The sequence below is a fragment of the Streptomyces sp. NRRL S-378 genome (genome assembly GCF_000720645.1).
Lineage (GTDB): Bacteria > Actinomycetota > Actinomycetes > Streptomycetales > Streptomycetaceae > Streptomyces.
In genome coordinates this window covers 117,832-143,579 of record NZ_JOBX01000024.1, presented here as the reverse complement: position 1 = coordinate 143,579, position 25,748 = coordinate 117,832, and the positions used below count along the sequence as shown (strand labels likewise).

26 protein-coding genes are annotated in these 25,748 nt (G+C 74.4%); 10 read left to right on the top strand and 16 right to left on the bottom strand.

The window, feature by feature from the left end:
* Positions 1 to 20 precede the first annotated feature (20 nt).
* The gene (murQ, locus tag IH80_RS0118900) at positions 21 to 950 is read right to left on the bottom strand and encodes an N-acetylmuramic acid 6-phosphate etherase (protein WP_030961875.1); all 930 of its coding nucleotides are present in this window, start codon (positions 948 to 950) and stop codon (positions 21 to 23) included.
* Between the two features lie 450 nt (positions 951 to 1,400).
* Here murQ and IH80_RS0118895 point away from each other — a divergent pair, with 450 nt between their 5' ends.
* Both IH80_RS0118895 and IH80_RS0118890 read left to right on the top strand, forming a co-directional pair.
* Positions 1,401 to 1,775, top strand: a complete 375-nt coding sequence (locus IH80_RS0118895; RefSeq protein ID WP_030961873.1) for a hypothetical protein — start codon at positions 1,401 to 1,403, stop codon at positions 1,773 to 1,775.
* A gap of 7 nt (positions 1,776 to 1,782) precedes the next feature.
* Positions 1,783 to 2,052, top strand: a complete 270-nt coding sequence (locus tag IH80_RS0118890; protein ID WP_030961872.1) for a DUF4031 domain-containing protein — start codon at positions 1,783 to 1,785, stop codon at positions 2,050 to 2,052.
* A 58-nt stretch (positions 2,053 to 2,110) separates the two neighbouring features.
* Here IH80_RS0118890 and IH80_RS0118885 read toward each other — a convergent pair whose 3' ends face one another.
* From IH80_RS0118885 to IH80_RS0118875, 3 genes are all read right to left on the bottom strand, one after another.
* Entirely contained in the window at positions 2,111 to 3,409 is a 1,299-nt protein-coding gene (locus tag IH80_RS0118885; protein ID WP_051809527.1) for a serine hydrolase domain-containing protein, read from the bottom strand.
* A gap of 120 nt (positions 3,410 to 3,529) precedes the next feature.
* Positions 3,530 to 4,756 carry a Cmx/CmrA family chloramphenicol efflux MFS transporter gene (locus tag IH80_RS0118880; protein WP_199819279.1) on the bottom strand — a complete coding sequence of 409 codons (1,227 nt, stop codon included), beginning with the start codon at positions 4,754 to 4,756 and terminating at the stop codon, positions 3,530 to 3,532.
* A gap of 73 nt (positions 4,757 to 4,829) precedes the next feature.
* Positions 4,830 to 5,504, bottom strand: coding sequence for a hypothetical protein (locus IH80_RS0118875; protein ID WP_030961866.1), 675 nt, complete (start codon positions 5,502 to 5,504; stop codon positions 4,830 to 4,832).
* 155 nt (positions 5,505 to 5,659) lie between these two features.
* Between IH80_RS0118875 and IH80_RS0118870 the strand changes: the two genes are divergently transcribed.
* A complete protein-coding gene (locus tag IH80_RS0118870; protein WP_030961864.1) occupies positions 5,660 to 6,346 on the top strand; it encodes a copper homeostasis protein CutC in 687 nt (228 codons plus the stop codon).
* A 75-nt stretch (positions 6,347 to 6,421) separates the two neighbouring features.
* Here the strand turns inward: IH80_RS0118870 and IH80_RS0118865 are convergent, their stop codons facing one another.
* Complete coding sequence (locus IH80_RS0118865) at positions 6,422 to 8,395, bottom strand: HelD family protein (RefSeq protein ID WP_420708809.1); 1,974 nt, start codon at positions 8,393 to 8,395, stop codon at positions 6,422 to 6,424.
* A gap of 414 nt (positions 8,396 to 8,809) precedes the next feature.
* Between IH80_RS0118865 and IH80_RS0118860 the strand changes: the two genes are divergently transcribed.
* Positions 8,810 to 8,995 carry a hypothetical protein gene (locus IH80_RS0118860; protein ID WP_030961862.1) on the top strand — a complete coding sequence of 62 codons (186 nt, stop codon included), beginning with the start codon at positions 8,810 to 8,812 and terminating at the stop codon, positions 8,993 to 8,995.
* Between the two features lie 46 nt (positions 8,996 to 9,041).
* Here the strand turns inward: IH80_RS0118860 and IH80_RS0118855 are convergent, their stop codons facing one another.
* A complete protein-coding gene (locus tag IH80_RS0118855; protein WP_030961861.1) occupies positions 9,042 to 10,271 on the bottom strand; it encodes a serine hydrolase domain-containing protein in 1,230 nt (409 codons plus the stop codon).
* A gap of 232 nt (positions 10,272 to 10,503) precedes the next feature.
* Here IH80_RS0118855 and IH80_RS39480 point away from each other — a divergent pair, with 232 nt between their 5' ends.
* Complete coding sequence (locus IH80_RS39480; protein WP_078906613.1) at positions 10,504 to 11,280, top strand: glycosyltransferase 87 family protein; 777 nt, start codon at positions 10,504 to 10,506, stop codon at positions 11,278 to 11,280.
* Here the strand turns inward: IH80_RS39480 and IH80_RS0118845 are convergent.
* Complete coding sequence (locus IH80_RS0118845) at positions 11,246 to 12,889, bottom strand: DNA repair helicase XPB (protein WP_030961857.1); 1,644 nt, start codon at positions 12,887 to 12,889, stop codon at positions 11,246 to 11,248. The two genes, IH80_RS39480 and IH80_RS0118845, sit on opposite strands and share 35 nt — an antisense overlap.
* Before the next feature lie 142 nt (positions 12,890 to 13,031).
* On the opposite strand from IH80_RS0118845, the gene IH80_RS0118840 reads away from it, so the two are divergent.
* Together IH80_RS0118840 and IH80_RS0118835 are read left to right on the top strand one after the other, a co-directional pair.
* On the top strand, positions 13,032 to 13,556 hold the full coding sequence (locus tag IH80_RS0118840; RefSeq protein WP_030961856.1) for a hypothetical protein: 525 nt from the start codon (positions 13,032 to 13,034) through the stop codon (positions 13,554 to 13,556).
* 167 nt (positions 13,557 to 13,723) lie between these two features.
* Entirely contained in the window at positions 13,724 to 14,266 is a 543-nt protein-coding gene (locus IH80_RS0118835; RefSeq protein WP_030961854.1) for a DoxX family protein, read from the top strand.
* 13 nt (positions 14,267 to 14,279) lie between these two features.
* On the opposite strand, the gene IH80_RS0118830 is transcribed toward IH80_RS0118835, so the two are convergent.
* Complete coding sequence (locus IH80_RS0118830) at positions 14,280 to 14,879, bottom strand: DUF4291 domain-containing protein (protein ID WP_030961853.1); 600 nt, start codon at positions 14,877 to 14,879, stop codon at positions 14,280 to 14,282.
* Positions 14,880 to 15,035: 156 nt separating this feature from the next.
* Positions 15,036 to 17,471 (bottom strand): helicase C-terminal domain-containing protein, encoded by a 2,436-nt coding sequence (locus IH80_RS39475; protein ID WP_051809523.1) that lies wholly within the window; start codon positions 17,469 to 17,471, stop codon positions 15,036 to 15,038.
* 132 nt (positions 17,472 to 17,603) lie between these two features.
* Between IH80_RS39475 and IH80_RS0118820 the strand changes: the two genes are divergently transcribed.
* Complete coding sequence (locus IH80_RS0118820) at positions 17,604 to 18,623, top strand: hypothetical protein (protein WP_030961851.1); 1,020 nt, start codon at positions 17,604 to 17,606, stop codon at positions 18,621 to 18,623.
* Between the two features lie 24 nt (positions 18,624 to 18,647).
* Here the strand turns inward: IH80_RS0118820 and IH80_RS0118815 are convergent, their stop codons facing one another.
* Positions 18,648 to 19,460, bottom strand: a complete 813-nt coding sequence (locus tag IH80_RS0118815) for a hypothetical protein (protein WP_051809521.1) — start codon at positions 19,458 to 19,460, stop codon at positions 18,648 to 18,650.
* 9 nt (positions 19,461 to 19,469) lie between these two features.
* Positions 19,470 to 20,117: a SigE family RNA polymerase sigma factor gene (locus IH80_RS0118810; RefSeq protein WP_078906612.1), complete on the bottom strand. Its 648-nt coding sequence runs from the start codon at positions 20,115 to 20,117 to the stop codon at positions 19,470 to 19,472.
* Positions 20,118 to 20,260: 143 nt separating this feature from the next.
* Here IH80_RS0118810 and IH80_RS0118805 point away from each other — a divergent pair, with 143 nt between their 5' ends.
* Positions 20,261 to 20,905 (top strand): HAD family hydrolase, encoded by a 645-nt coding sequence (locus tag IH80_RS0118805; RefSeq protein ID WP_234432285.1) that lies wholly within the window; start codon positions 20,261 to 20,263, stop codon positions 20,903 to 20,905.
* On the opposite strand, the gene IH80_RS0118800 is transcribed toward IH80_RS0118805, so the two are convergent.
* Complete coding sequence (locus IH80_RS0118800) at positions 20,902 to 21,156, bottom strand: hypothetical protein (protein ID WP_030961844.1); 255 nt, start codon at positions 21,154 to 21,156, stop codon at positions 20,902 to 20,904. The genes IH80_RS0118805 and IH80_RS0118800 overlap by 4 nt on opposite strands.
* A 177-nt stretch (positions 21,157 to 21,333) precedes the next feature.
* On the opposite strand from IH80_RS0118800, the gene IH80_RS47150 reads away from it, so the two are divergent.
* Positions 21,334 to 21,717, top strand: a complete 384-nt coding sequence (locus IH80_RS47150; RefSeq protein ID WP_030961842.1) for a cold-shock protein — start codon at positions 21,334 to 21,336, stop codon at positions 21,715 to 21,717.
* Between the two features lie 71 nt (positions 21,718 to 21,788).
* Here IH80_RS47150 and IH80_RS0118790 read toward each other — a convergent pair whose 3' ends face one another.
* From IH80_RS0118790 to IH80_RS0118775, 4 genes are all read right to left on the bottom strand, one after another.
* Positions 21,789 to 22,652 (bottom strand): 1,4-dihydroxy-6-naphthoate synthase, encoded by an 864-nt coding sequence (locus tag IH80_RS0118790; protein WP_030961840.1) that lies wholly within the window; start codon positions 22,650 to 22,652, stop codon positions 21,789 to 21,791.
* Positions 22,627 to 23,370 carry a futalosine hydrolase gene (locus IH80_RS0118785; protein ID WP_051809519.1) on the bottom strand — a complete coding sequence of 248 codons (744 nt, stop codon included), beginning with the start codon at positions 23,368 to 23,370 and terminating at the stop codon, positions 22,627 to 22,629. The genes IH80_RS0118790 and IH80_RS0118785 overlap by 26 nt, the downstream gene beginning before the upstream one ends.
* A gap of 13 nt (positions 23,371 to 23,383) precedes the next feature.
* On the bottom strand, positions 23,384 to 23,872 hold the full coding sequence (locus IH80_RS0118780; protein ID WP_030961838.1) for a hypothetical protein: 489 nt from the start codon (positions 23,870 to 23,872) through the stop codon (positions 23,384 to 23,386).
* Between the two features lie 251 nt (positions 23,873 to 24,123).
* Positions 24,124 to 25,500, bottom strand: coding sequence for an MFS transporter (locus tag IH80_RS0118775; protein WP_030961837.1), 1,377 nt, complete (start codon positions 25,498 to 25,500; stop codon positions 24,124 to 24,126).
* Between the last annotated feature and the right edge of the window lie 248 nt (positions 25,501 to 25,748).

Genomic DNA, 25,748 nt, shown 5'->3' with positions numbered 1-25,748 from the left:
CCTTGCCGTAGGGGGTGGGGTCAGCGGGTCCGGGCCCGGGCGAGGGCCGCGCGGAGGTGGCCGCGGGAGGCGGCGAGGAGTTCGGCGGCGGTCGGGCCGTCGACCTCGCCGAGGACGACGAGGATGGCGTTCTTGACCTCGCCGCCGGTGGCGGTGAGCGCGGCCTCGATCTCCTCGTCGGGGGCGCCGGTGGCCAGCGCCACGATGCGGCGGGCGCGGGCGCGCAGCTTCTCGTTGGAGGAGCGCATGTCGACCATGAGGTTTCCGTAGGTCTTGCCCAGGCGGATCATGGTGATGGTCGAGATGAGGTTGAGGACGAGCTTCTGCGCGGTGCCGGCCTTGAGGCGGGTGGAGCCGGTGAGGAGTTCCGGGCCGACGACGACCTCGATGCCGTGGTCGGCGGCGGCGGCGAGCGCGGAGCCGGCGTTGCAGGACAGGCCGACGGTGAGTGCGCCGCGGTCGCGGGCGGCGGTGACGGCGCCGATCGCGTACGGGGTGCGGCCGGACGCGGAGATGCCGATGACGGTGTCGTCCGGCCCGACCCGCAGAGCGGCCAGGTCGTCGGCGGCCAGGTGCGGGGAGTCCTCGGCGCCCTCGACGGCCTTGACCATGGCGGAGGGGCCGCCGGCGATCAGGCCGACGACGTCGGCCGGGTCGGTGTTGAAGGTGGGCGGGCACTCGCTGGCGTCCAGGACGCCCATCCGGCCGGCCGTGCCGGCGCCGGCGTAGACGAGGCGGCCGCCGCGGGCCATGCGCTCGGCGATCGCGTCGATGGCGGCGGCGATCCGCGGGAGCTGCGCGGCGACGGCGGCGGGGACGGTGGCGTCCTCGGCGTTCATGGTGCGGGCGATGTCGAGGGTGGACAGCCGGTCGATCTCGGCGAGTTCGGGGCGGAAGGCCTCGGTGGTCAGCGTCTCCAACTGGGCGCGGAGTTCGGCGTACGCGGTCATGGGCGGGAGCCTCCGGCGGTTCGGCGGTGGATGAGGGCGTGCCGCTGCCGGCGCCCGGCGCGGAGGGAGCGGGGCGGGCCTCCCGGCCCGGCCCGCCCGGCCGCTCCTCGGCCCGCGGCCGTACGCCCACCGGACGGGGCCCGCGGTGCCGGGGGCGGCCCTGCGGGCGGTCCGCCGTCGGCCCGGGCCGGGCGGGGCACGGCCGGTCCGGGGCGGCGGGGCAGCGGGTGCTCGGTGCGGGAACCGGTGGCGCGGGTTGGTCGGCGGGGTTCCCGCGGGCGGGCGGCGGACGGGCGGTGCCGCCCGCCCCGCGGCGGGCCCGCGGGGGTCGCTCTCGGCTTCTTGCGCACCTGTGAAAGCTATTTTCGGGCGGGGTGGTGGTCAATCCGCCATTGGGCCCACGACGGGCCGGCCTTCTTCACGGGCGCCCGGGAGGTCCACAATGGCCCCATGGACCGTACGACCCCCCTGGAGCAGGCGCTGCACGTCGCCCGCGCACTCGTGCTCGCCGATCTCGCCGCAGGCAAGGTCGCCGATGCTGACGTCGTCTCCCTCGTCGAGGACTCGGTCACGCACCGCAGGTGGTGGGTGGAGCAGTGGCCGGAGGGGGTCGACTACCTCCCGGGGCTCGTCGCCCAGGACGTGCAGGACTCGCTGCTGGAGAAGCACGGGCGCTGGCCGCTGTGCCCGGTCTGCACCCACGGCGAACCACACGCGCTGGACGTGGAGCCGGAGCTGGGGCCCGACCCGCACTGGGTGTGCTCGGAGGCGGGCGTGAGAGTGGCCGCGGTCGGCGGCCTCGGGCCCGTCCTCGGCCTCGGGTGAGCCGCCCGTGACCGTCTACATCGACCCGCCGACCTGGCCGGGCCACGGCCGGATGTGGTCCCACCTGGTCAGCGACGTCTCGTACGAGGAGCTGCACGCCTTCGCGGCGTCCATCGGCTGTCCGCCGCGGGCCTTCGAGCGGGACCACTACGACGTGCCCTCGCACCGGTACGCCGACGCCGTCGGCGCGGGTGCGGTGGAGATCGGCAGCAAGGAGCTGGTGCGCCGGCTCACGGCGGCGGGCCTGCGCCGCCCCAAGGGCCGCCCGGCGGCCTGACGCCGGGACGCGACGACCGGGATGGGCAGGGCCGGCCGAACGGCCGGGGCGAACCGCCCTACGGCTTCGGCGGTGCGGGCGCCGCGGGCGACGCGGGAGGGGCGGGCGACGCCGGCGACGCGGGCGGTGCCGGCGAGGCGGAGGGTGCGGGCGACGCGGACGGTTCCGGGACCGCGTTGGGCTGGGCGGCCTTCGGGAGCGACCAGACGTGCTGCGGGGTCACGATCTCGGTGACCTTGTTGGCGACGAGGGAACTCAGGTTGCCGAACTTCCCGTCGACGTCGGAGTTCACGACGATCACCAGGGTGGCCCGGTCCTGCGGGAGGCGGACGGCGATGGTCTCGTAGCCGGGCAGCTCGCCGTTGTGGCCGATCCAGCCGTCGATGGCGGCGATGCCGAGCCCGTAGCCCACGTCGGGGTGCCCGGTGGGCAGCATGCGCAGCCGCTGGGCCTGGGTGCCCGGTTCCAGCAGCCGGCCGCCGTCGGGCAGCCGCCCGCTGACCAGGGTCGGGACCCAGGAGTGCAGGTCGTCGACGGTGGAGATCATCGCGCCCGCGGACCAGGCCCAGGACGGGTTCCACCGGGAGGCGTCGACGGTCGCACCGTCCGGCGTGAAGTTCGTGTAGCCGTGCACGAACGGGTTGGTGATCTCCGCGCCGGTCGGCAGCGAGGTCGCGTCGAGGCCGGCCGGCTCGATGACGTGCTGTTCCAGGTAGGTGTGCAGGGGCTGGCCGCCGATCTTCTCGACGAGCAGGCCGAGCAGGACGGTATTGGTGTTGGAGTACTCCCAGCGTGCGCCCGGCGGGAAGTTCGCCGGGTGCCCGAAGGCGATGTCCAGCAGTTCCTGCGGCTTCCAGGAGCGGTACGGGTCGGCCTGGTAGGCCGCCAGCACGCGCGGGTCCTGGGTGTAGTCGTACAGCCCGCTGCGCATGTCGGCGAGCTGCCGGACGGTGATGCGGTCGCCGCCGGGCACCCCGTCGAGGTACGTCGAGATCGGTGCGTCGAGCCGCACCTTCCCGTCGTCGACGAGCTGGAGGACGCCGGTGATGGTGAAGGTCTTGGTGACGCTGCCGATGCGGGTGTGCATGTCGGTCTTGATGGGGGTGCCGGTGGCCTTGTCGGAGGTGCCGAAGGCGCGCACGTAGGGCTCGTCGCCGTCGATCCAGAGGCCGATGCCCACCCCGGGGATGCCCGCCTCGCGCATGGCCGCGGTGATCGCGTCGTCGAGTTTCTCGGCGATCACGTCGTCGATGCCGACCCGGCCCGGCGGGGCGGCGGCGGGGACCTGGCCCGCGCACAGCGCGGTCAGCAGCAGGGAGGCGGCGGCCAGGACGGTGGGCGTGCGGTACCGGCCCATGCAGGATCACCTCTGCCAGACGTCCCCGAGCGGTATCCGGATCCCCGAGCCGACCTTCCCATCGTAGGAAGGCGGGTCCGGGGCGGCGACCGGGACCGCCGGGGTCGGCGTCGGGCGTGGTCAGGCGCGGGCGGCCGCCTCTGCGGGAGCGGCGGCGGAGGCGGTGCCGCCTGCGACGACCACGCGGGTCGCGCGCGGCGGCGTACGGCGGTCCAGGCGCAGGGCGGCCACGGCGAGGCCGATCGCGGTGACGGTCATGGCGGCGCCCGCCCAGGCGGTGGCGGAGAAGCCCAGGCCGGCGTCGATGACGGTGCCGCCGAGCCAGGGGCCCCCGGTGTTGCCGAGGTTGAAGGCGGCCGTGGCGGTCGCCCCGGCCAGGGTCGGGGCGGCGCCGGCCACGTTGAACATGCGGGCGTTGAGCGCCGGGGCGGTGAAGAAGGCCGAGACGCCCAGCAGGAAGGACAGGGCGACCGCCGCGACGGCCACCGGGGCCAGCAGGGCGAGCACGGCCAGGAAGACGGTGGACGCGGTGATGCCCCAGATCATCACGCCGAACAGGTGCGCGTCGGCGACCCGGCCGCCGATGGTGGTGCCGACCAGCGCGCCGATCCCGAAGAGGCCGAGGATCCACGGGACCCACGTGGAGTCGAGCCCCGCCACGTCCGTGAGCAGGGGTGACAGGTAGCTGAAGGCGCAGAAGACACCGCCGGCGCCGAGAGCGGTGATGCCGATCGCGAGCCACACCTGGCGGTCGCCGTAGATGCGCAGCTCGCGGCGGAGCGTCGGCTTATCGGCGGGCAGCGGGATCCTGGGGATGAGCGCCAGGATGCCGACGAGGGCGACCGCGGAGGCCGCGCCGACCGACCAGAAGGCGGAGCGCCAGCCCAGGTGCTCGCCGAGGAACGCGCCGGCGGGCACGCCGAGCACGTTGGCGATGGACAGGCCGCCGATCATCACGGCCATGGCGCGGGCCCGCTGGTCCTTGTCGACCATGGCGATGGCGACGGCCGCGCCGACGGCCCAGAAGCCCGCGCAGGCGAGGGCCACGACCACGCGGGAGGCGAAGAGGAGCTCGTAGGAGGGGGCCAGCGCGCCCGCGACCTGCCCGAGGCCGAAGACGCTGATCAGGGCGATGAGGGTGGTGCGGCGGGGCAGGCGCAGGGTGGCCACGGCCAACAGGGGTGCGCCGACGACCATGCCGATCGCGAAGGCGGATATGAGCAGGCCCGCCTGCGGAATGCTGACGCCCATGTCGTCGGCGATCGGCGGCAGCAGCCCGGAGAGCATGAATTCGCTGGTGCCGAGCGCGAAGACGGACAGGCCGAGGACGTGGACGGCGACGGGCATGCGGGCGCGGGGGGCATCTGCGGGCATGACTGTCACCAACCCGTGTGCACGCGGTCGAATTCCCTCCGGTGTGTCAGTCGTGTGAAACCCCGGAGGTCAGGGCGGCCAGTTCGGCGGCGAGGTTCGCGCGGGCCGGGGCCTCCCAGTGCGCGGTGCCGTAGGGGGTGCGGAAGAGGCGCGGCAGGTCCAGGAGCTGGCGCAGGACGGCGGCGCGGCCGGTGCGGAAGGCGTCGTCGGGGACGAAGCCGTACTCGTCGCGGACGGCGGCGGCGTAGGCGGCGTACTCCTGCGGGGTCCCGGCCAGGACCGCCAGGTCGGCGTCGCAGAGCACCTCGCCGTCGGTGTCGCCGGGGGCGGGGTCGTGGGTGACGGTGAGCCGGACCAGGCGGGCCACCTCGGCGGTGCGCCGGTCGTCGATGCCGAGCTCGGGGAGGGCGCGCTCGGCGAGGGCGGCGCTGCGCTCCTCGTTCTCGGAGCGGTCGGGGCGGTAGACGGCGTCGTGGAACCAGGCGGCCAGCCGGACGACGGCGGGGTCGGCGGCGTGCGGCGCGAGCACGTCGATCCGGGCGAGTACGTCGGCCAGGTGCGCGGTGGTGTGGTAGCGGCGCCGGGGCTCCGCCCAGGCGGTGAGGAGGCGGTCGGCGTAGGGGGCGGGATCGCGGTCGGCGGGGGCGCCGGCGGCGGTGACGGCCGCGTGCCAGCGGGCGCGGAGATCGGTGGTGTCGGTGCGCGGGGTGCCTATGTCCATGGGCACATTGTGGGGGTGGCGTGATTGTGCTGGTGGAGCCCGGCCGGAGGCCCGTACCCTGGATATTGGACTAGACCTATTTCGGGGGCTTTGGCCTTGCGCGAGCTCCCCCGGCCCCTCGCTCTCCCGAGCGTTCTTCCGAAGGATGGGATCGAATGAGCAACCGTGCGCTCCTGGAGGTGATCGCCCTCGACGTGGAGGACGCGGTCGCGGCCCAGGCAGGTGGGGCGGACCGCCTCGAGCTGGTCACCGACATGGCCGCCGACGGCCTCACCCCGGCGCGCGAGACGTTCGCGGCGATCCGCGCGGCCGTCGACATCCCGCTGCGCGTGATGATCCGCAAGGCGGACGGCTTCGCCGCGGGGGACGTCGCCGTCCTGGCCGCGACGGCCCGGGAGCTGCGGGCCGAGGGGGCGCGGGAGTTCGTCCTGGGCTTCCTGAACGCGGACGGCAGCCCCGACCTGGCCGCCGTCGAGGCGGTCCTCGCGGAGCTGGCGGGCTGCGCATGGACCTTCCACCGGGCGATCGACCGCGCGGCGGACCGGGACCAGCTGCGCAAGGCGCTGGCCGACCTGCCCGGCCTGGACACCTACCTGACGGCCGGGGCGGCGGCCGGGGTCGAGGAGGGGTTGCCGGTGCTGCTCGCGGAGGCGGCACGGGGTGGTGAGCCGGGGTACGGCGCGCGGATCCTCGTGGGCGGCGGGCTGACCCTCGCGCACGTGCCGGTGCTGCGGGCGGGCGGGGTCGACGCGTTCCACATCGGCGGGGCGGCGCGTCCTGACGGGTGGGCTCGGCCCGTCTCGGCCGCTGCCGTCGCCGAGTGGCGGGCCGTGCTCGACTGACCCGGGCCTCTGCCCGGACCCGGTCCTCGAGCGCCGGGGGGGCTGGAGAATCCAGCCCCGCCAGGGGGCGCAGGGTCAGGTCAGGGCCTGCGGGAGGGGGGCCGCGTGGAGGGCCGTCAGGCCCGAGACGGCTCGGGTGAGGCAGACGTACAGGCGGCGCAGGCCGGTCCGCTCGTCCGGTTCGCCGTCGACGATCGCCGCGGGCTCGTCGAGGACCACGTAGTCGTACTCCAGGCCCTTCGCCAGCGAGGCCGGGACGAGGGTCAGGCGGGACTCCGCGGTCGTCTCCTCGCCGGGGGACAGGTACGGCAGGCCCGCCGCCAGCAGTGCCTCGGCCAGGGCGGGGATGCGGGCGTCCGCGGCGATCAGGCCGATCGAGCCCTCGTGGGCCAGGGACTCGCGGCAGGACCGGATCACCGCTGCCGTCAGGTCGTCCGTCTCGGTCACCTGCAGCGACCCCGGGGTTTCGCGGACGGAAGAGACGGGGGCCAGGCCCGGGGAGATCGCCGGCAGCAGGCGGGACGCGTAGGCGATGACCTCGCGCGGCACGCGGAAGCCGGCCGTCAGCTCCTCCAGCACCGCCTGCGGCTTGCCGAGGTGGGCCAGGGCCTCGTCCCAGCTGCGCGTGGCCCACGGCGTGGTGCCCTGCGCGAGGTCGCCCAGGACCGTGGCCGAACCGGTCGTGCAGCGCCGTCCCACCGCGCGGTACTGCATGGGGGAGAGGTCCTGCGCCTCGTCGAGGACGACGTGGCCGAGCGAGTGGGTGCGTTCCACCAGGTCGGAGGCCTCGTCGATGAGGACGAGGTCCGCCGCCGACCACTTCGCCGACTTCACGCTCCGGAACGGCTTGGGCCACAGCAGGAGCTTCTGCTCGTCCGCTGTCAGGACGTCCTGCGCGTGTTCGGCGAGGAAGTCGGGGTCGGAGAGGAGGCGCAGGACCAGCTTCGCCGGTTCGACGGGCGGCCAGATCTCCTTGACCGCGGCCTTCACGGCCGCGTTGCGGGCCACCGCGTCCTGGACGCGGTCGTCCGGGGCCTCGCCCGCCTGTTCCATGCGGACCAGGACGGCGTGCGCGATGCGCCGGGGCAGGGCCTCGCGGGCGGCGCCGTAGCGGATGTCGCGGTTCTGCAGCTCCTCGACCATCTCCTCCAGCTCGTACGCCGGCACGCGCCAGCGGCGCGAGCCGCGGACCACCATCAGCGGTTCCGTGGGGCGGCCGACGTGCGAGCGGACCGCGCGGCGGAGCACCTGCGCCATGCGGGCGTCGCCCTTGACGACGGCGGTCTCGGCGGGGTCGGTGCCGCGTACCTCCAGGCCCTCGCGGGCCACCAGGTCGTCGACGGTGGCCTGCTTGACCTCCAGCTCGCCCAGTGCGGGGAGGACCTGCTCGATGTAGTGCAGGAAGGAGCGGTTCGGCCCGATGACGAGGGTGCCGGTGCGGGCGAGGCGCTCGCGGTGCGCGTACAGCAGGTACGCCACCCGGTGCAGGCCGACGGCCGTCTTCCCGGTGCCGGGGCCTCCCTGTACGCAGACGGAGCCGGACAGGCCGGAACGGACGATTTCGTCCTGCTCCGGCTGGATGGTGGCCACGATGTCCCGCATGGGGCCGACGCGCGGGCGCTCGATCTCCTGCTGGAGCAGTTTGCTGACGGCGGCCGTCTCGGCCGGGTCGGACAGGTGCTCGTCCTCGTAGGCGGTCAGTTCGCCGCCGGTGTAGCCGAAGCGGCGGCGCAGGGCGATGTCCTGCGGGTCCTTCTTCGAGGCCCGGTAGAAGGGCTGGGAGACGGGCGCGCGCCAGTCGATGACCATGGGGTCGCCGTCGGCGTCGTGGACGTGGCGGCGGCCGATGTAGAACTGCTCGCCCTCCGCGCCCTCGGCGAGCTCGGCGCCGGGGGAGTGCAGGTAGTCGAGGCGCCCGAAGAACAGGGGCGTGTGGGCGAGGTCGGCGAGGGCCTTGATGCGGTCGTCGATCTGGGCCTGCAGGACGATCGCGTTGACCCAGTTCGCGGTGACGTCGCGGATGTCGAGGGCCTCGACGTCCTCGCGCATGGCGCGCAGGGCGGAGCGCGAGGCGGTGAGGTGGGCCCGTTCGCGGCCCAGCGGGTCGGCGGGCGTCGCGTCGTCGGGAGTGGTCTCGGGGGCGTGCGCGGGCACGGGACTGCCTCCAGCTGCTGGAACGGAACAGATGCCCCCGGTTTCCGGCCGGCAGGCGGCTCTCCCCGGTGAGGCGGTGGGAGGCGGCAAGAGCGGAGATTCTAGCCAGCGGGGCGCGCCCGCGCGAACGGATTCTCCGGGCCGCAAGTCCCTTCCGTCCGGGACCCCCGTACGGGTGTCGTACCGGGGAGTGTCAGACCTTCGGGAGGTCCACCGGGGTGTGGCATGCGACGGAAGGAGGAGGCCGGGGCCCGGGGATTGGGCCCGCAGGGCGATGTGGATCCGGTGGCGGCGGCGCACCATGGATTCATGAGCACCGCAACCTTCACCCCGATCCAGGGCGGCCGCCCGAGCGGCGCCACCGCCATCTCCGAGCACACGCCCCGCCACCGCCTCGGCAGCATGCTGCACGCCGCGAAGGTGTTCGCGGCGGCCGCCGTGAGCGTCGTCGTGCTGGGCGAGTACGCGGAGGACGCGGGCGTCATACGCCGCTGAGGCGCCTTGCGCCCCGGCCCGGGTGCCCCCGGCCCCCGTGCCGGTGTCAGCCGTCGACCGCCTGGTAGACCGTGGTCCAGAAGTCGTGGATGAGCTGCGCCGGAGCCGCGGTCGTCAGTCCGACCTGCGTGAGCAGGACCCCCGTGAGGTCGTTCTCCGGGTCGGCGTACGCCGAGGTGCCGGTTCCGCCGTCCCAGCCGAACTGGCCGACGGGCGCGTAGTCGCCCCGGTAGGTGCGCACCGCCATCCCGAAGCCCCAGCCGCCCTGCTGTCCCTGGCCGAAGGACACGTGGACGGCGCCCCGTGCCAGGGCCGACCGGGCGGCCTCCTGCTCGGGGGTGAGCCGGTTGGTGGTCATCAGCTCGACGGCGGGCCGGGACAGGATCCGCTCGCCACCGTGCGTGCCACGGTTCAGCAGCATCCGGAAGTAGGCGTGGTAGTCGTCCACCGTGGAGACCAGGCCGCCACCGCCCGCCTGGAACGCCACGGGCGCGCTGTACTGCCCGCCCTTCGCCTCGTCCCAGACGGTGAACTCCCCGGTCTGCGGGTTCGGGGCGTAGCTGGGCGGCAGCCGGTCGATCCGGTCGGCGGGCACGTGGAAGCCGGTGTCCTTCATCCCGAGCGGGTCCAGGACGCGCTCGCGCAGGAAGGTCTCGAACGGCCGGCCGGTGACCCGGGAGACGAGCACGCCGAGCACGTCGTGGCTGAGGTGGTACTGCCAGTGCTCGCCGGGCTGGCGCATCAGCGGCAGCGCGCCGAGGCGGCGCATCCACTCGTCCTGCTCGGGCAGCGGTACCGCGCCCTGGCTGAAGACACCCCCTTCGAAGATCGCGTTCATGACCGGGGAGCCCAGCGCCGTCAGGTCGATGCCGAGGCCGAAGGTGGAGGTCAGCAGGTCCCGCACGGTGATCGGACGGCGTGCGGGCTCGGTGTCGTCGATCGGGCCGTCGATCCGCTTGAGCACCCGGCGGCCGGCGAGTTCGGGCAGCCACTGGTCCACCGGGTCGTCCAGCCGCAGTGCGCAGTCGTCGAGCAGGGCCATCGATGCCGCCATGGTCACCGGTTTCGAGGTGGACGCCATCCGGAAGATCGTGTCCCGGCTCATCGGCGCGCCGCCATCGTGGCGCATCGTCCCGACCGCCTCGACGTGCGTCTCCCCGCCCCGGCCGACGAGGGCGACCACGCCGGGGATCTTCCCGGAGTCGACGTGCCGCGTCAGCACGTCGCGCACCTTGCGCAGCCCCGCTCCGGAGAAGCCGCCGTTGCCCATGCCCATGATGAATCTCCCCGTGGTCGGTGTTCGAGAACCGCTGAACAACCCCGAAGCTACATTGCGTTTACAGACTGGTCAACGAACTTTCAGTGAGTGATCTGGCGCTCCGATACGGGTGTTCCATCGTCCGTTGCAATGGATATGGAGCTGAATGCAATGCTCGACCCGGTCTTCCGTTGCAATGGCCTGGAGGTGAACGCATAGCCGCACCGACTGATCCACTAGGGTCACGCGCGTGACTTTGAGCCCCACCCCCAGCCGCTCGCCGTCCTTCCTCGCCGGTGTCCTGGTGACGGGCTCGCTCCTCGTGCTGGGCGTGCTCTGCATCGCCCTGCGCGTCCCGGTGGCCGATGACCTCGTCGAGGGCTTCTCCGCCGCCGAGTGGCAGCCGCCCACCGGGTATCCGCCGTTCGCGGCGATCCTGTTCACTCCGGCCGCCTGGCTGCCGGCCGGGCTGCTGAAGGCCGTGCTCGTCCTCGGCGACGCCGGACTGCTCGCCCTGCTGATCGCCCTGTCCTGCCGGCTCGCGGGACTGCCGGCCAGGACCGGGCCCGTCCTGGCCGCCACCATCGCCGGGCTGTGGCTGGAGCCGCTGTTCCAGGCCCCGCTCCCCGGCCAGATCAACCTCGCCCTCGCCTGCCTGGTCCTGTGGGACCTGGCCCGCCCCGGGGCCGCGCTCGGCAAGGGCTTCGCCCTGGGCATCGCCGCCGGGATCACCCTGACCCCGGCGGTCCTCGTCCCCTACCTGCTGGCCACCCGCCGCGTGCCGGCCGGGCTGACGGCACTGGCCGCCCTGGCCGGGACCGCCCTGCTCGGCCGCCTGGTCCTGCCCGAGGAATCCGCCGCCTTCTGGTCCCGGCACCTGGCGGCCACCGGCCGCGCGCTCGTGCTGGACGCGCCGGGCCTGTGGGTCTGGGGCGTCCCCCTGCTCGCCGTGGCCACCGCCCGCATCCGGACGGCGGCCACGGGCCGCTCGGTCAGTCGTTCGCCAGCAGCTCGTCGGCGTCCATGATCCGGTAGGCGTACCCCTGCTCGGCGAGGAACCGCTGGCGGTGCGCCGCGAAGTCCTGGTCGATCGTGTCGCGCGCGACGACCGAGTAGAACCGCGCCTCGTGACCGTCCGCCTTCGGGCGCAGGACGCGGCCCAGACGCTGTGCCTCCTCCTGGCGCGAGCCGAAGGTGCCCGACACCTGGATGGCGACCGTCGCTTCCGGCAGGTCGATGGAGAAGTTCGCGACCTTCGACACGACCAGCACGTTGATCTCGCCCTCGCGGAACGCGTCGAAGAGCTTCTCGCGCTGCGCGTTGGAGGTCTCGCCCTTGATCACGGGGGCGTCCAGGTGTTCGCCGAGCTCGTCGAGCTGGTCGATGTACTGCCCGATGACGAGGGTCTGCTCGCCCCGGTGCTTGCGCACCAGCGCCTCGGTGACCTTCCGCTTCGTCGCCGTCGTCGCGCAGAAGCGGTACTTCTCCTCGGTCTCGGCGGTCGCGTACGCAAGCCGCTCGGACTCGGTCAGGTTGACCCGGACCTCCACGCAGTCGGCCGGCGCGATGTACCCCTGCGCCTCGATCTCCTTCCACGGTGCGTCGAACCGCTTCGGCCCGATCAGCGAGAAGACGTCCGACTCCCGCCCGTCCTCGCGCACCAGCGTCGCCGTCAGGCCGAGCCGGCGCCGCGCCTGCAGGTCGGCGGTGAACTTGAAGACCGGCGCGGGCAGCAGGTGCACCTCGTCGTAGACGATCAGGCCCCAGTCCCGGGAGTCGAAGAGCTCCAGGTGCGGGTAGACACCCTTCCGCTTGGTCGTCAGGACCTGGTACGTGGCGATCGTGACCGGCCGGATCTCCTTGCGCGTACCGGAGTACTCGCCGATCTCGTCCTCCGTCAGCGACGTCCGCCTGACCAGTTCGTGCTTCCACTGGCGGGCCGAGACGGTGTTCGTGACCAGGATCAGCGTGGTCGCCTTCGCCTTCGCCATCGCGCCCGCGCCGACCAGCGTCTTTCCGGCGCCACAGGGCAGCACGACCACTCCGGAGCCGCCGTGCCAGAAGCCCTCGACGGCCTGCTGCTGGTACGGGCGCAGCGCCCAGCCGTCCTCGGCCAGGTCGATCGGGTGCGCCTCGCCGTCGACGTAGCCGGCGAGGTCCTCGGCCGGCCAGCCGAGCTTGAGCAGCGTCTGCTTGATCTGCCCGCGCTCGGAGGGGTGCACGGCCACGGTGTCGGGGTCGAGCCGGGCCCCGACCAGCGGGATGATCTTCTTCGACCGCAGGATCTCCTCCAGCACCGGCCGGTCGGTGCTCGTCAGCACCAGTCCGTGCACGGGGTGCTTGGAGAGGGTGAGGCGGCCGTAGCGGGCCATGGTCTCGGCGACGTCGACGAGCAGCGCGTGCGGCACGGGGTAGCGGGAGTACTCCACGAGCGCGTCGACGACCTGTTCGGCGTCGTGCCCGGCGGCCCGGGCGTTCCACAGCCCGAGCGGGGTGATCCGGTAGGTGTGGATGTGCTCGGGCGCCCGCTCCAGCTCGGCGAACGGAGCGATGGCGCGGCGCGCGGCTCCGGCGAGCTCGTGGTCGACCTCGAGCAGGAGGGTCTTGTCGCTCTGGACGATTAGTGGACCATTCACGCGCAGCGCCCCGTTTCACTCAGGTCAAACCTCCAGTGTGCCGTACGGGGCCGGGGCTGGGAACACGACGCCGTGCGGGTCGGCCGCCCGGCCCGGTGGAAAAACCGCTGACGCTCGCGGAGGGGGCGCGTACGGTCCGGACATGACCGACGATCAGCAGACCTTCGTCCCGGCGGGCTTCACCGTGCCCCGCACCCTCGTCGGCGACGGCTTCCGGCTGGAGCCGCTCGGCCCCGAGCACAACGACCGCGACCTCGCCGCCTGGACCGGCAGCATCGCGCACATCAGGGCCACCCCCGGATTCGTGGGCCGGGGCTGGCCGCCCGTCGAGGGCATGTCCGCCGAGGCGAACCTCGCCGACCTGGCGCGGCACGCCCGCGAGTTCGAGGAGCGGGTCGCCTTCGCGTACAGCGTGCTGGAACCGGCCGACGGCGACGGCGACGGTGCCAGTGCCAGTGCCGGTGACGGTGCCGGTAACGGCCTCGACGACGTCATCGGGTGCCTCTACGTGCATCCCGCGCGCCAGGCACCCGACCGGATCCAGGTGTCCTCATGGGTGCGGGCCGACCGCGCACACCTGGACGCCCCGCTGCGCGACGCCGTACTGACCTGGCTGCACGCCGCATGGCCCTTCGACGGGACGCGGATCGACTACGCGCCCAGGTGAGCCGGGGCCGGGGCCGGGGCCGGGGCGGCGCCGGGGGCCGAACGGGTCGAGGGCGGGAGCCCACGACGTTGCGGCCGGGTGATCGCGGACCGGCGTCATAGGGTGGCCGTCGCTCACAGGCGACGCAGGGGGGACCGTACGCTCCTGACGAACGGACGCTCACGCTCATGACGCAAGCACGCTACGACCGCTCGCTCCTCCACGACTCCTCCGCACCCGCAGGCACCACCGTCCACGACATCGGGCTGCTCGTGCTCCGGCTCGTCGTCGGACTCTCGATGGCCGGCCACGGCACGATGAAGCTCTTCGGCTGGTTCGGCGGCCCGGGCCTCACCGCGACCGGCAAGGGCTTCTCCATGGCCGGCTATCCCGCCGGGGACGTCATGGCCGTCATCGCCGGCCTCTCCGAGACCCTCGGCGGCCTCGGTCTCGCCCTCGGCCTGCTCACCCCGCTCGCCGGCGCGGCACTGACCGGCGTCTTCATCAACATCCTCGACGTCCGGGGCTTCGACGCCTACTTCCCGCCCAAGGGCATCGAACTCGAAGTGGTGCTCTTCGCCTCGGTCATCGCCCTCACGCTCACCGGCCCCGGCCGCTACGCCGTCGACCACTACCTCCCGGTGCTGCGCGAATCACGGCCGCGCTACCGCGTGATCGCCCTGCTCGTGGGCGCCGTCGTCGGCTTCGTCGTGCTGCTCGTCCGGGACTGACGGCGGGGCGCACTCACGCGCCGAGGTGCTCCAGCGGCCCCGACGGGTAGGGGGTCTCCACCGGCAGCAGTGCGCGTGCCGCGGCCTCGGCGCCCTGTGCGCCCGACCGGAGCAGACCGTGGACCTCCCGCGCCAGCGCGGTCACATCGCGGATGGAGACCGTCCACTCGTCGGCGTACGCGCGCGAGGCGGGCCCCGCCAGGCCCAGCTGGAGCGAGCGGTACGGCAGCGGATTCAGGTGCAGGTCACGCTCCGGGTCCCATTGCACGCGGGCGGGCGCGCCGCGCAGCGACTCCTGCCAGGCGGCCCGGTCCGCGTGCACGCCCGCCTCGTAGTGCGACAGGCAGGCGTCGCGCAGCGCCCGGTCGAAGCCCTCGCGGGTGATCTCGATCGCCAGCACCGTCTCCTGGTCGGCCTTGGTGGCCCAGCCGCAGCGGTACATCATCCACAGGAACGACGGCTTGATCCACGTCATCCGCTCCCGCTTCCAGGCGGGCGGGAAACGGTTGTCGCGGGCCGCCGGGACCCCGAGGTGCGGGGCGTAGGCCTGGTAGACGGTGACCGTGGTGTCGGTGTGGGCGGCGCGGATCTGGCGGTGCGGTACCTCGTGCATGGGCCCAGCGTGGAGGGCGGCGGGGCCGCACCGCCAGCCGTTTTCCCTGCGGGTGCCGCGCCGTTGCCGGGGGCCGCCGCCCCGGACCCCCGCGCCTCGAACGCCGGCGAGGCCGGTGGTGCGGCCGGTCCGGAGGGTGCGTCGGGTGCCGGCGGGCTAGAGGTGTTCGTCGGCCAGTTCGGCCACTCCCGTGACGCGGTGGAGGGCGTACGTGCGGACCTCGTCCGCCGTGTGGTCGTAGCCGGTGACGAAGCCGCCCTCGACCCGGACCGGGGCGATGACCCGCTGGCTCGCCGCGCCGTCCGCGTTCACGTAGCCGATCCACACCGCCGACCCGGTCAGTGCCGCCGCCTGCACCGTCGCCAGCGTCTCCGCCGCACTCGTGCGCGGGAGCTCGCCCGGTACCCCCGCTGCCGGCCCCGGCTCCTTGCGGACCGCCGTCGCCGCCATATCGCCCGCACGGATCGCCCGTACGGCCGCCCCCAGCAGCGTCGCGTCCGGCACCGGCGGGCCGTCCGGCACCGGTACCGGGGCCGAGCGGGGTGGCGTGCGGTGGGCGTCGGCCCGCGCCACGAGCACGTCGCCGGTGCCCGACTCCGCGGCCGGCGCGTACCCCATCGCCCGCAGCCCCTCCAGCAGCGCGGTCGGTTCGGCCCGCGCCGCCAGCACCGTCGGCGCCAGCCTGCGCAGCCCCAGCCCCGCCGAGCGCTTGTCCGCGAGGATCTCGCCGAGCATCGCGTCGTCGTCACAGCGCACGTACGAGGAGGCCGCGCCGACCCGCAGGTGCCCGTGCCGACGGGCCACGTCGTCGATCAGGTACGCCAGCGGCTGCGGCACCGGCGTACGGCTGTGCTCCTTGAGGAAGGCGTGCAGATCGGCGGCGGCACGGCCGGCGTCGAGCGCCCGCCGCACCGAGCCCGGTGTGAACCGGTACACCGTCGCCCCGCCCTTGGACTCCACGTCCGCGAGCACCGCCAGGGTGTCCCCGAGCGGGCGGCGCAGCGGCCCCGGCGCCACCGCCGTCAGGTCGGCCTGGAGCAGCACGTGGTCCACCGGCTCCGGCAGCAGCGGCGCCAGCAGCGGAGCCGGGTCCCGGTGCTCCAGCAGGGCACGGCCCGGCCCCGACAGGGCACCGCGGCCGGTCACGCCGAGGACCTCCGCCTCGGTGAGCGCCCAGTTCGCCAGCCGGGCCCGCAGGTCGCTCGCCGTGCGCACGGGACGCTCCCACGCGAGCCGCTCCAGCACCGCGTCCACGTCGGCCGAGCCGCCCTCCGGCAGGTCCGCCAGGAGTTCCAGGACGCGTCGGCGCACCTCGGGCGCGGCGGACCGGTCCAGTTCGGGGCCGAGCGCCGACAGCGTGCGCCCCTTCGCGTCCTGCTCACCGACCAGACCGGCGGTACGGGTCGCCGGCAGCCACGCGGCAGCCAGCACCGACCACTGCTCGGCAGGCTGCAGTTCGCGCCAGTCGTCGAAGGCGGGCGTGGGCGCGTACCGCTCGTCCGCCTCCCCGTCGCTGGCCAGCAGCCCGGCCGCGTAGGCCAGTTCGATCCAGAACGCCGCCGCCGCCTCGGTGGTGTCCAGGCCGGACGCGACCCGCTTCAGGTCCCGTACGGACAGCCCGCCCGCCCGCAGCACCGGCGGACCGGTGTGCTCCCAGGACTTCACCAGCTCCTCGACGGTGGCCAGCGCGGCCAGCGCCTGTCCGGCGGCGTTCGCGTCCACAAGCTGTGGACGGTGCTCGCGGTGCGCCGTCACCGGCGGGGCCACCGGCGCCGTGTCCTTGTGCGCGAGCCCGCCGCGCAGGTGCAGCGCCACCTCCCGCGGCAGGACCACGGTCCGCGCCGTCGCCGGCAGCAGCAGCCCCCGGTCGCGCAGCCAGCGCACCGGCGGCGCCGGATTCGGGGTCACCTCCCCGTACGGAGGCCCCCACACCAGCCGCCCCAGCACCTGGTGCGCCTCGGCCGGGGCCTCGTCCAGCAGCGCCGACATCCGCTCCGGATCGGTGAACAGCGCGGTCAGCGCCGTGACCGCGGAGACCGGGTCGTGCGTGGCGGGCAGCCCGGCCGCCGCCACGATCTCCTGCACCCGGGTCGGGGACATCCCTGCCGTGGCCTCGGCGACGGTCGGCCCGAGCCCCGTCGGGGAGGGCCGCTGCGCGGACGGCGCGAGCAGCTCGCGGGCGGTGCGCACCAGCCGCAGCCGGTCCTCGTCGCCCCACACCAGGGCCTGGTCGCGCAGCACACCCACGGCCCGGGGCAGCGCGGTGCGGGCCCGCTCGTCCTCGCCGCCGGTCAGCAGCCCCTCCAGCACCGGGTACGGGCACGGGTCCGGGGCCACGGCCAGGGCCTCGGCCGTCTGCAGCGTGAACCGGTCCAGGCGCTCCAGCGCCCGCACCACCGAGGCCCGGGTCCCGGCGCGCGTGGCGAGCTGGGTGACGTCACCGGGCACCGGGTTCAGCAGGTCCGGCCGGGAGTGCAGCAGGGCGGAGAGCGCGGCGTCGTCACGGGCGCGCAGCGCCTCGGCGAGGGAGCGCGGGGAGTTCGCCCCGGTCCCGCTCTCCGGAGCTCCCGCAGCAGTGCTTGGCTCGGGCACAGTCGCCTCCCGGTCGCGTCGGCCGGTCGTATCGGCCGGTCCCCATCCGGCCAACGGTATCCGCTGCGACCGGGGCGGCTCCACGGGCGCACGCGCTACCTTCGGGAGAGGCGGTACGGGAGGAGCCTGGGCGTGGGGATCGAAAGCGACCACCTGGTCTACGAATATCTGAGCGCCGTCGGGGATTTGGCGCAACGCCGGCACCTCTCCTCCGGCGACCGGATGCGGCTCGTGGCCGGCCTGCGGGACGAGATCGACCGTCGGCGCGCCAAGTACGACCCGGAGACCCCGGCGGCCGTACGCCGCATCCTGGAGCGCATCGGCACGCCCGAGGAGGTCCTGGACACCCTCGGCTCCCGGCAGGGCACGGCCCCCGCCGCCGACCCCGCCGCGCCGGCCCCGTCGGTGCCCGCCCAGCGGATCCCCCGGCCCGCGGGCCGCCTGCGGCTGCCCGGAGTGCCCACGCCGCGGCCGGCGCCCGAGCGGGAGCCCGAGCCGGAGAACGTACCGCCGCACCTGGCCGGGCTGGACGAGCTCGGCCCGTCCGGCGGCGCCGAGCCCGACTGGTGGCGGATGACCCCCGGCGCCTACGGGGGCGGCCCGCAGGTCGAGGGCTTCGCGGGCGGCATCGAGATCCCGGACCTGTTCAAAGAAGGTCCGGAGGAGGACGCCGGGGAGGAGGGGGCGACCCCGCCGGCCGGGCCGCCGGACTCGCCCCGGAGCCTCGTACGGTTCCTGCGCGAGCGGCGGCGCGCGAAGGCCGAGGCCGCGAAGGCGGCGGCCGGGGCGGAGCCGGAGGCCGCCGCCGCCCCGGCCCGTCCGCGGCCCAACGCCTTCCTGCTGCTGGCGGCGGCCGTCCTCGTCGTCGGTGTCGTCAGCGGGCACTGGCTGCTGCTCGTCATCGGCTGGCTCCTGCCGTACGCCTCGCGGGTGCTGCGCCCGGCCGAACGCAAGTGGGCCGTCTTCGGACCGCCCGGCGTGGTCCTCGCGGGCGCCGCGGTGTGGCTGTGGGGCCGCACCAACGGCAAGTGGGGCGAGACCCTGGCCGACGACCAGGTCGGCGGCGCGGTCCAGGGGATGTGGCCCTGGCTGCTGCGCGGCGCCGCCCTGGCCTCCGTGCTGTACCTGGTGTGGCGGGCCCGCCGGCGCTGAAGCACCGCGGGGGACCGCCACCGCTCAGCCGCCGGGGATGCTCCGCTGCTCCTCCTCCATCGGCTGCGCCTCGGCGGCCCTGACCAGGTCGAGGAAGGCGGGCGCCTTGGCCACTTCCAGCAGCTGGGCGGGGGTGACGGGCGCCGAGGTGTTCGACGCCTCGTGCGGGAACACCGACAGCCTGACGTTGCACGTCCCGTAGCGGAAGGAGACCTCCGTCTCGGTGACCGTGCCGGTCGGGATCGTCGAGGCGTGGGCCTCGATGCCGCCGGGCAGCGTGGCCTTCGCGCAGACGCGGCCCCGGATCTCCTGGCAGGGCGAGGGCTTCTGGCCCGACGGCCGCACCGAGAAGATCAGCGGGAACGCCTTGCCGTCCTTGGTGGCCTGGAAGAAGTTCACCTTCAGGTCGGTGCGCTGCACGGTGCCCACGGCCGGGGGCAGCAGGCTCTGGAGCACACCGACGGCCCGGTCCTGGAAGTCCTCCTGCCGTGCCCGCTCGGCGGGCGGCAGACCGGCCATCGACGATTCGCCCGGCGTCGGTTCGATGTGGACCGGCTGCGGCGGAGCCGTCGGCGACGGCGGCGCGGCCACCACGGCCTCGACCGGGCGCTGCGCGCCGTCACCCGGCAGCAGCGAGGCCGTGACCGCGCCGAGCGTGGCGACGGCCAGCACCCCCGCGCCGATCGCCACCCGGACGCGCGCCCTGCGGCGGCGGCCCTCGGTACGGGCCGGACCCGACAGGTCCATCAGTGCGGGCAGCTCGGCGGTCGCCCGGTCCATCGCCTCGCGCACCAGCAGAGCGGTACGGGCGTCGGCAGTGTCCTCATTGGTACCCATGACGTCTCCTCAGCTCCCGGTGGCGTGGTCGGTGGCGTAATCGGTGGCGTAGACGTGGGCGTCGCCCAGCCGCACGCGCAGCTTCGCCAGCGCACGCGAGCACTGGCTCTTGACCGTCCCCTCGCTGCAGCGCAGCAGTTCCGCGACCGTCTCGACGCTCAGGTCCTCCCAGTAGCGCAGGACGACCATCGCGCGGGCCCGCGGCGGCAGCTCGGCCAGCGCGGCGAGCAGCGTGACGCGCAGGTCGGCGTGGTGCGGCGCCCGTGGCGGGTCCGCCCGCCGGTGGGCCAGCAGGTCCCGCAGCCTCCGGCGCCGCTCGGCGAGGAAGGTGCGGGTCAGCACGGTCCTGGCGTACGCCTGCGGGTGGTCGGCGGCGGCCACGCGCCGCCAGTGCTGGAACAGCTTGGCGAGCGTGGTCTGGGTGAGGTCGCGGGCGCCGTCGGCGTCCCCGCACAGCAGGTACGCCGTCCGGTACAGCCCCCGCTGGGCGCTCCGGGCGAAGGTCTCGAAGTCGAGGCCGCCGGTCGCCGCGTCACGCTCGGCCGCCGGCCCTGGGCCGTACCCCTGCCCGTGGCCGTACCCCTGCCCGGGGCCGTGTTCCTGCCCGTACGCGGGCCCGAAGTCCCGCGCTGCGTTGTGTTCGGCGCCTGGTGGCATCCGCCCTCCCTCTCACGTCGTGTCCGTCACCCCAGTCCTGAGCGCCGCCGCGCCGAAAAGGTTGAACACGAGTTCCGGGGAGGTTCCGGCGAGGTTCGCCCCACCGTCCGCCGCCGTCCGCCCGCCTCGGCACAATGGGCCCCATGAACCTCACCGTCGGCTTCGACCTCGACATGACCCTCATCGACTCCCGGCCGGGCATCCGGGCCGCCTACCGGGCACTGTCGGCCGAGACGGGCACGTACATCGACGCCGACGCCGCGGTCACGCGCCTGGGGCCCCCGCTGGAGGAGGAGCTCGCGCGCTGGTTCCCGGAGGCCGAGATCCCGGCCGTGGCGGACCGCTACCGGGCGATCTACCCCGAACACGCCATCGAGCCGACGCCCGCGATGCCCGGCGCCCGCGAGGCCGTGGCCGCCGTGCAGGCGATGGGCGGCCGTGCGATCGTCGTCACCGCCAAGCACGAGCCCAACGCCCGCCTGCACTTGGCGCACCTCGGCATCGAGCCGGACGCCGTCATCGGCTGGCTGTGGGCGGAGGCCAAGGCGGGCGCGCTGCGCGAGAACGGGGCGCAGGTCTACGTCGGCGACCACATCGGCGACGTACGCGGCGCCCGCACCGCCGGCGCGCTGTCCGTCGCGGTCCCCACCGGGCCCTGCCCCGAGCCGGAACTGCGCGAGGCGGGCGCGGACGTGGTCCTGCCGGACCTCACCGCGCTGCCCGAGTGGCTCGCGCAGTACGTCGCCGCACGAGGCGCCGCCGCAGAGCCCGTCGTCGCGGAGGCCTAGGCCCCCTGGGAGGCGCGGGCCGCCCTGCGCTGGGCCGCCGCCGAGCGCAGCACGCCCGCGGCGGAGATCGCGAAGCCGACGCCCATCAGCATGCACACGGCCCACGCGTACGACGGGAACGGGTCGATGTCGAGGAACAGCGGGGCCATCGTGGCCAGCGTGGCCACGGCCCCGGCGATGAACACGATGCCGCCGGCCCTGACCAGTCCGTCGCCGGGCCGCGCTTCGTCGGAGTGAGGAGTAACAGTCACCTCACCAGGGTAGTTCCCTGGCCGAAGCAGCCGACCGTGAAGGACCGGGGAACGTCTTGTCACCCGGTCCCCGACCATTAGCCTTGAGGTGGCGGGTCACACATGGCCCGCTGCGCTGTTGTCCGGAGCCGTTCGCGGCCCTTCGGACCCCGACGAGCACAAGGACAGAGGACGGACGTGCCTACCGGCAAGGTCAAGTGGTTCAACAGTGAGAAGGGCTTCGGCTTTCTCTCCCGCGACGACGGCGGCGACGTCTTCGTCCACTCGTCGGTGCTCCCTGCCGGGGTCGATGCCCTCAAGCCCGGTCAGCGAGTCGAGTTCGGCGTCGTCGCCGGACAGCGCGGTGACCAGGCGCTTTCGGTGACCGTCCTGGACCCGGCGCCGTCCGTCGCGGCCGCCCAGCGCCGCAAGCCCGACGAGCTCGCCTCGATCGTGCAGGACCTCACCACCCTGCTGGAGAACATCACCCCGATGCTGGAGCGCGGCCGCTACCCCGACAAGACGCACGGCACGAAGATCGCCGGACTGCTGCGCGCGGTGGCCGACCAGCTCGACGTCTGACCCGCGTATGCACACCCGCGCCCCGCCCCTCCTGCGAGGGGCGGGGCGCGGCCGTGCACGGCCCGCGGTCGTTACGGGAAGGCGAGCGCGCCCGGCGCGATGGCCGGTACCAGCCCCTCGGCCGCAGCCCGCGTCAACAGCCCGCGCACTGCCGCGTAGCCGGAATCGCCCAGGTCCGCCGTGAACTCGTTGACGTACAGCCCGATGTGCTGGTCGGCGACGGCCGGGTCCAGCTCCTGCGCGTGCGCGCGGACGTACGGGCGGGAGGCCTGCGGGTCGTCCCAGGCCATCCGGACCGAGGTGCGCGCCGACTCGGCCAGCTCCCGCAGCCGCTCCGTACCCAGCGAGCGCTTCGCGATGATCGCGCCGAGCGGGATCGGCAGGCCGGTCGTGGACTCCCAGTGCTCGCCCATGTCGGCCAGGCAGTGCAGCCCGTAGTCCTGATAGGTGAACCGGGCCTCGTGGATGACCAGTCCGGCGTCCACCCGGCCGTCGCGGACCGCCGGCATGATCTCGTGGAACGGCAGCACGACCACCTTGCCGACGCCCTCCGGTAGCACGTCCGCCGCCCACAACCGGAACAGCAGGTAGGCGGTGGACCGTTCGCTCGGCACCGCCACCGTCTTCCCCGCCAGGTCCAGGCCCGGCTCCGCCGTCAGCACCAGCGGGCCGCAGCCGCGCCCCAGGGCCCCGCCGCACGGCAGCAGCGCGTACTCCTCCAGCACCCACGGCAGCACCGCGTACGACACCTTCAGCACGTCCAGCTCGCCGCGCTCGGCCATGTCGTTGGTGATGTCGATGTCCGCGAAGGTGACGTCCAGGGCGGGCGCGCCGGGCACCCGGCCGTGCGCCCACGCGTCGAAGACGAACGTGTCGTTCGGGCAGGGCGAGTAGGCGATCCTCAGCGGGTCACCGTTGCCCACGGTGTTGCTCATGGCGTTCTCCCCAGTTCGCGAGTACGGGCCCCAGCACCCGGAAGCCCTCGGCGAGCGCCGTCAGCGCGTCCCCGATCCGCCAGGCGGCACGGTCGCGCGGGCCCACGGCGTTGGACACGGCACGGATCTCCAGTACGGGCAGCCCGTGCGCGGCGGCGGCCTCCGCGACCCCGAAGCCCTCCATGGCCTCGGCCCCGGCCATCGGGTGCCGGGCCGCGAGCGCGGCGGCCCCGTCGGCGGTACCGGTCACGGTGGAGACGGTCAGCACGGGCGCCAGGAGCGCCCCGGTCGCCTCCGCGGCCCGGGCGGCCAGCTCGTCGGGCGGCAGGTGCACGCTGCGCCCGAAGCCCAGCGAGGCGACGTCGACGAACCCGTCGGGGGTCTGCGCCCCCAGGTCGGCCGCGACGATCGCGTCCGCGACCACGAGGGAGCCGACCGGGGCGGCGGGCACGAACCCGCCGCCGATGCCTGCGCTGACGACCAGCCCGTATGCGGTTTCGGCGAGGGCCAGCGCCGTGGCGGTGCCCGCGGCGGCCGCCGCGGGACCGACGCCGCCGACGAGCACGTCGAAGGCGATGCCCGGAAGGTCCCGGCGGGTGATGAGGTATCCGCCGGGGAGCGTGCGCGGCTCAGGACCGGGACTGTCCGGATGAGGGGTCAGACCGGCGAGGACGGAGTCCGACTCCGCCCCCACCGCCGTCACGACGAGCGCGCGCACCGGTGTCGTCCGGTTACTTGAGCTTGAGGTTGAAGGACCAGACGGCGAGCGGCTTGCCGTCCTCGCCGATCTGCAGGATGGCCAGCTTCTTCGAGGTCGGGGCCTCGCCCTGGCCGCCCGTCGCGAAGACGTCGGCGTGCGGGAAGCTGCGGTACGTGCTCGACGAGGGCTCGGTGATCGGCTGGCCGTCGAGCACCGCCGACCAGCGCTTGCCGTCCTCGACGATCTCCGGCTCGACGCCGAGGCGCAGCGTGTCGCCGCGGCCGTACTCGATGGTCTTGGGGTTCTTCAGGTTCGTGAGGCAGTCCTGGACCTCGTCCATGGAGAGCTCCTTGCCGTCGTTGTGGCAAGAGGCCTCGGCGGACACCGACGAGCTGCCGACCGTCACGGTCGCGAGCGGGGTCGGCTTGTCGCAGGCGGAGAGGAGGAGGAGGCCGGCGGACACGGCTCCGAGGGCCGCGACGCTGCGGCGGGCCCTACCCGAGAAAAGCGGTGCGGTCATGAGCCGAAGGCTATCGGGCCCCTGGGCTGCGCCGCTGCATGGGGTACCGCCGACCTGCGGCGTGGCTCCCGCCGGGGTCCGGTTTGCGTGGGCGCGCCGCGGTTCGGCTCCCGCCGGGCGGCCGTTCTCGCACGGGCGCGGCGCCGTCGCGGGGTGCTGCACCGGGCCCCCGCGCCTCGAACGCCGGCGGGGCCGGGCGGGCGCGGGCGCCCCGGACACCGGCGGCCCGGCAGGGCCGTGGCGGGCCGGGCTCAGGCCACTCGGGGGCGGGACGGGCGCTGCTGGGGGTGGTGGCGGGGGGCCGACAGGGCGCCGCGTACGGCCATCACCGCGCCCAGCGCGACGATCGCCGCCGCCACCGCCATGCCCAGGACGCCGTTCAGCGGCAGCACGATCCCGATCGCCCCGCCCAGCACCCAGGCCACCTGCAGCAGCGTCTCCGAACGGGCGAACGCGGACGTCCGTACCGCCTCCGGCACGTCCCGCTGGATCATCGCGTCCAGCGACAGCTTCGCCAGCGCCTGGCAGAAGCCCGCCGTCGCCGCCAGCACGGCCATGAACACCCCGCTGTAGAAGACGGCCGCCAGCACCGCCACCCCGAGCGTCACGCACAGCACCGCCGCCACGATCGCCTCCGGCGCCCGCGCCCGCAGCCACGCCCCCACCGCCGTACCGCAGGCGTTGCCCACCCCCGCCGACACGCCCACGATGCCCAGCGACACCGCCGCGCTCTGGCCCGCCAGCGGATGCTCCCGCAGCAGGAACGCCAGGAAGAAGATCAGGAACCCGGACAGGGCGCGCATCGACGCGTTCGCCAGCAGCCCGCACAGCACGCTGCGGCTCACCGTCCGCAGCCCCGGCCGCTTCGAGTGCGCCTCGTGCGTGGACAGCCGGGCGCGCCGCTCACCCTTCGCCTCGTCCACCTTGTGCGGCAGCGTGAATGCGGCGAAGGTCCCGCCCACGAAGATGACGCACGCCCCGTACAGCGGCCACTGCGGCCCGATCGAGTTCAGCCCGGCGGCCACCGGCGCCGCCGCGCCCGTCGCCAGCAGGCCGGCCAGGGTGACCCGGGAGTTCGCCTTGACGAGTGAGAATTTCGGCGGCAGGAGCCGGGGCACCACCGCACTGCGCACCACCCCGTACGACTTGGATGCCACCAGCACGCCCAGCGCCTCCGGGTACAGCTGCAGACCCCCCGTGGCCACCACGGCCGACATCAGCAGCGCGAGGACCGCCCGTGCCAGCATCGCCGCCGCCATCGAGGCCCGCCGCCCGTGCGGCAGCCGGTCCAGCAGCGGACCGATCACCGGGGCCAGCACCGTGAACGGCGCCATCGTGATCGCCAGGTACAGGGCCACCCGGCCCCGCGCCTCGTCCGTCGGCACGGAGAAGAACACCGTCGACGCCAGCGCCACCGTGATCATCATGTCGCCCGCGCCGTTGATCGCGTGCAGCTCGATCAGCTTGCCGAGACCCGACTCACCGGCCCCGTGCGCGTGCGTGGCCCGCCGGATCCCCTTGGCCGGACCGGTGATCGGACGGTGCAGCGCACGCCCGACGGCCCGGCCGGCCCGCCTGGCCGGTCCCGAGCCGTCGTCGGACGACCGTACGGGTGCCACACTCGACATAGTGCCCCACCCGGCCCCCGCAGGGCGCCTCCCGGCGCGTCGCGGAACCGGCGGCTTGTCCGCGAATCGGACCTTGCATGTGTGCCCAGGGCTTAAGAGGAGGTAGCGTGCGTAGCGCGCCACCGGCGGTTGCTCCTGGCCGCGCGCCTCTTCGTGATCCCGCAGAATGGATCGCAGTGAGGTGCGCCCGGAGTCCGATCGGGTGCGGACGTCGACGCGGCCCTCTGGTCCGCTCCGCCCGCTCCTCG

What these genes read in the sequence shown, in the direction of transcription:
- murQ (WP_030961875.1), bottom strand. Translation starts at nt 950, where the DNA reads ATGACCGCGTACGCCGAACTCCGCGCCCAGTTGGAGACGCTGACCACC.
- IH80_RS0118895 (WP_030961873.1), top strand. Translation starts at nt 1,401, where the DNA reads ATGGACCGTACGACCCCCCTGGAGCAGGCGCTGCACGTCGCCCGCGCA.
- IH80_RS0118885 (WP_051809527.1), bottom strand. Translation starts at nt 3,409, where the DNA reads ATGGGCCGGTACCGCACGCCCACCGTCCTGGCCGCCGCCTCCCTGCTG.
- IH80_RS0118880 (WP_199819279.1), bottom strand. Translation starts at nt 4,756, where the DNA reads ATGCCCGTCGCCGTCCACGTCCTCGGCCTGTCCGTCTTCGCGCTCGGC.
- IH80_RS0118875 (WP_030961866.1), bottom strand. Translation starts at nt 5,504, where the DNA reads ATGGACATAGGCACCCCGCGCACCGACACCACCGATCTCCGCGCCCGC.
- IH80_RS0118870 (WP_030961864.1), top strand. Translation starts at nt 5,660, where the DNA reads ATGAGCAACCGTGCGCTCCTGGAGGTGATCGCCCTCGACGTGGAGGAC.
- IH80_RS0118865 (WP_420708809.1), bottom strand. Translation starts at nt 8,395, where the DNA reads ATGCGCGAGGACGTCGAGGCCCTCGACATCCGCGACGTCACCGCGAAC.
- IH80_RS0118860 (WP_030961862.1), top strand. Translation starts at nt 8,810, where the DNA reads ATGAGCACCGCAACCTTCACCCCGATCCAGGGCGGCCGCCCGAGCGGC.
- IH80_RS0118855 (WP_030961861.1), bottom strand. Translation starts at nt 10,271, where the DNA reads ATGGGCATGGGCAACGGCGGCTTCTCCGGAGCGGGGCTGCGCAAGGTG.
- IH80_RS0118840 (WP_030961856.1), top strand. Translation starts at nt 13,032, where the DNA reads ATGACCGACGATCAGCAGACCTTCGTCCCGGCGGGCTTCACCGTGCCC.
- IH80_RS0118835 (WP_030961854.1), top strand. Translation starts at nt 13,724, where the DNA reads ATGACGCAAGCACGCTACGACCGCTCGCTCCTCCACGACTCCTCCGCA.
- IH80_RS0118830 (WP_030961853.1), bottom strand. Translation starts at nt 14,879, where the DNA reads ATGCACGAGGTACCGCACCGCCAGATCCGCGCCGCCCACACCGACACC.
- IH80_RS0118815 (WP_051809521.1), bottom strand. Translation starts at nt 19,460, where the DNA reads ATGGGTACCAATGAGGACACTGCCGACGCCCGTACCGCTCTGCTGGTG.
- IH80_RS0118810 (WP_078906612.1), bottom strand. Translation starts at nt 20,117, where the DNA reads ATGCCACCAGGCGCCGAACACAACGCAGCGCGGGACTTCGGGCCCGCG.
- IH80_RS0118805 (WP_234432285.1), top strand. Translation starts at nt 20,261, where the DNA reads ATGAACCTCACCGTCGGCTTCGACCTCGACATGACCCTCATCGACTCC.
- IH80_RS0118790 (WP_030961840.1), bottom strand. Translation starts at nt 22,652, where the DNA reads ATGAGCAACACCGTGGGCAACGGTGACCCGCTGAGGATCGCCTACTCG.
- IH80_RS0118780 (WP_030961838.1), bottom strand. Translation starts at nt 23,872, where the DNA reads ATGACCGCACCGCTTTTCTCGGGTAGGGCCCGCCGCAGCGTCGCGGCC.
- IH80_RS0118775 (WP_030961837.1), bottom strand. Translation starts at nt 25,500, where the DNA reads ATGTCGAGTGTGGCACCCGTACGGTCGTCCGACGACGGCTCGGGACCG.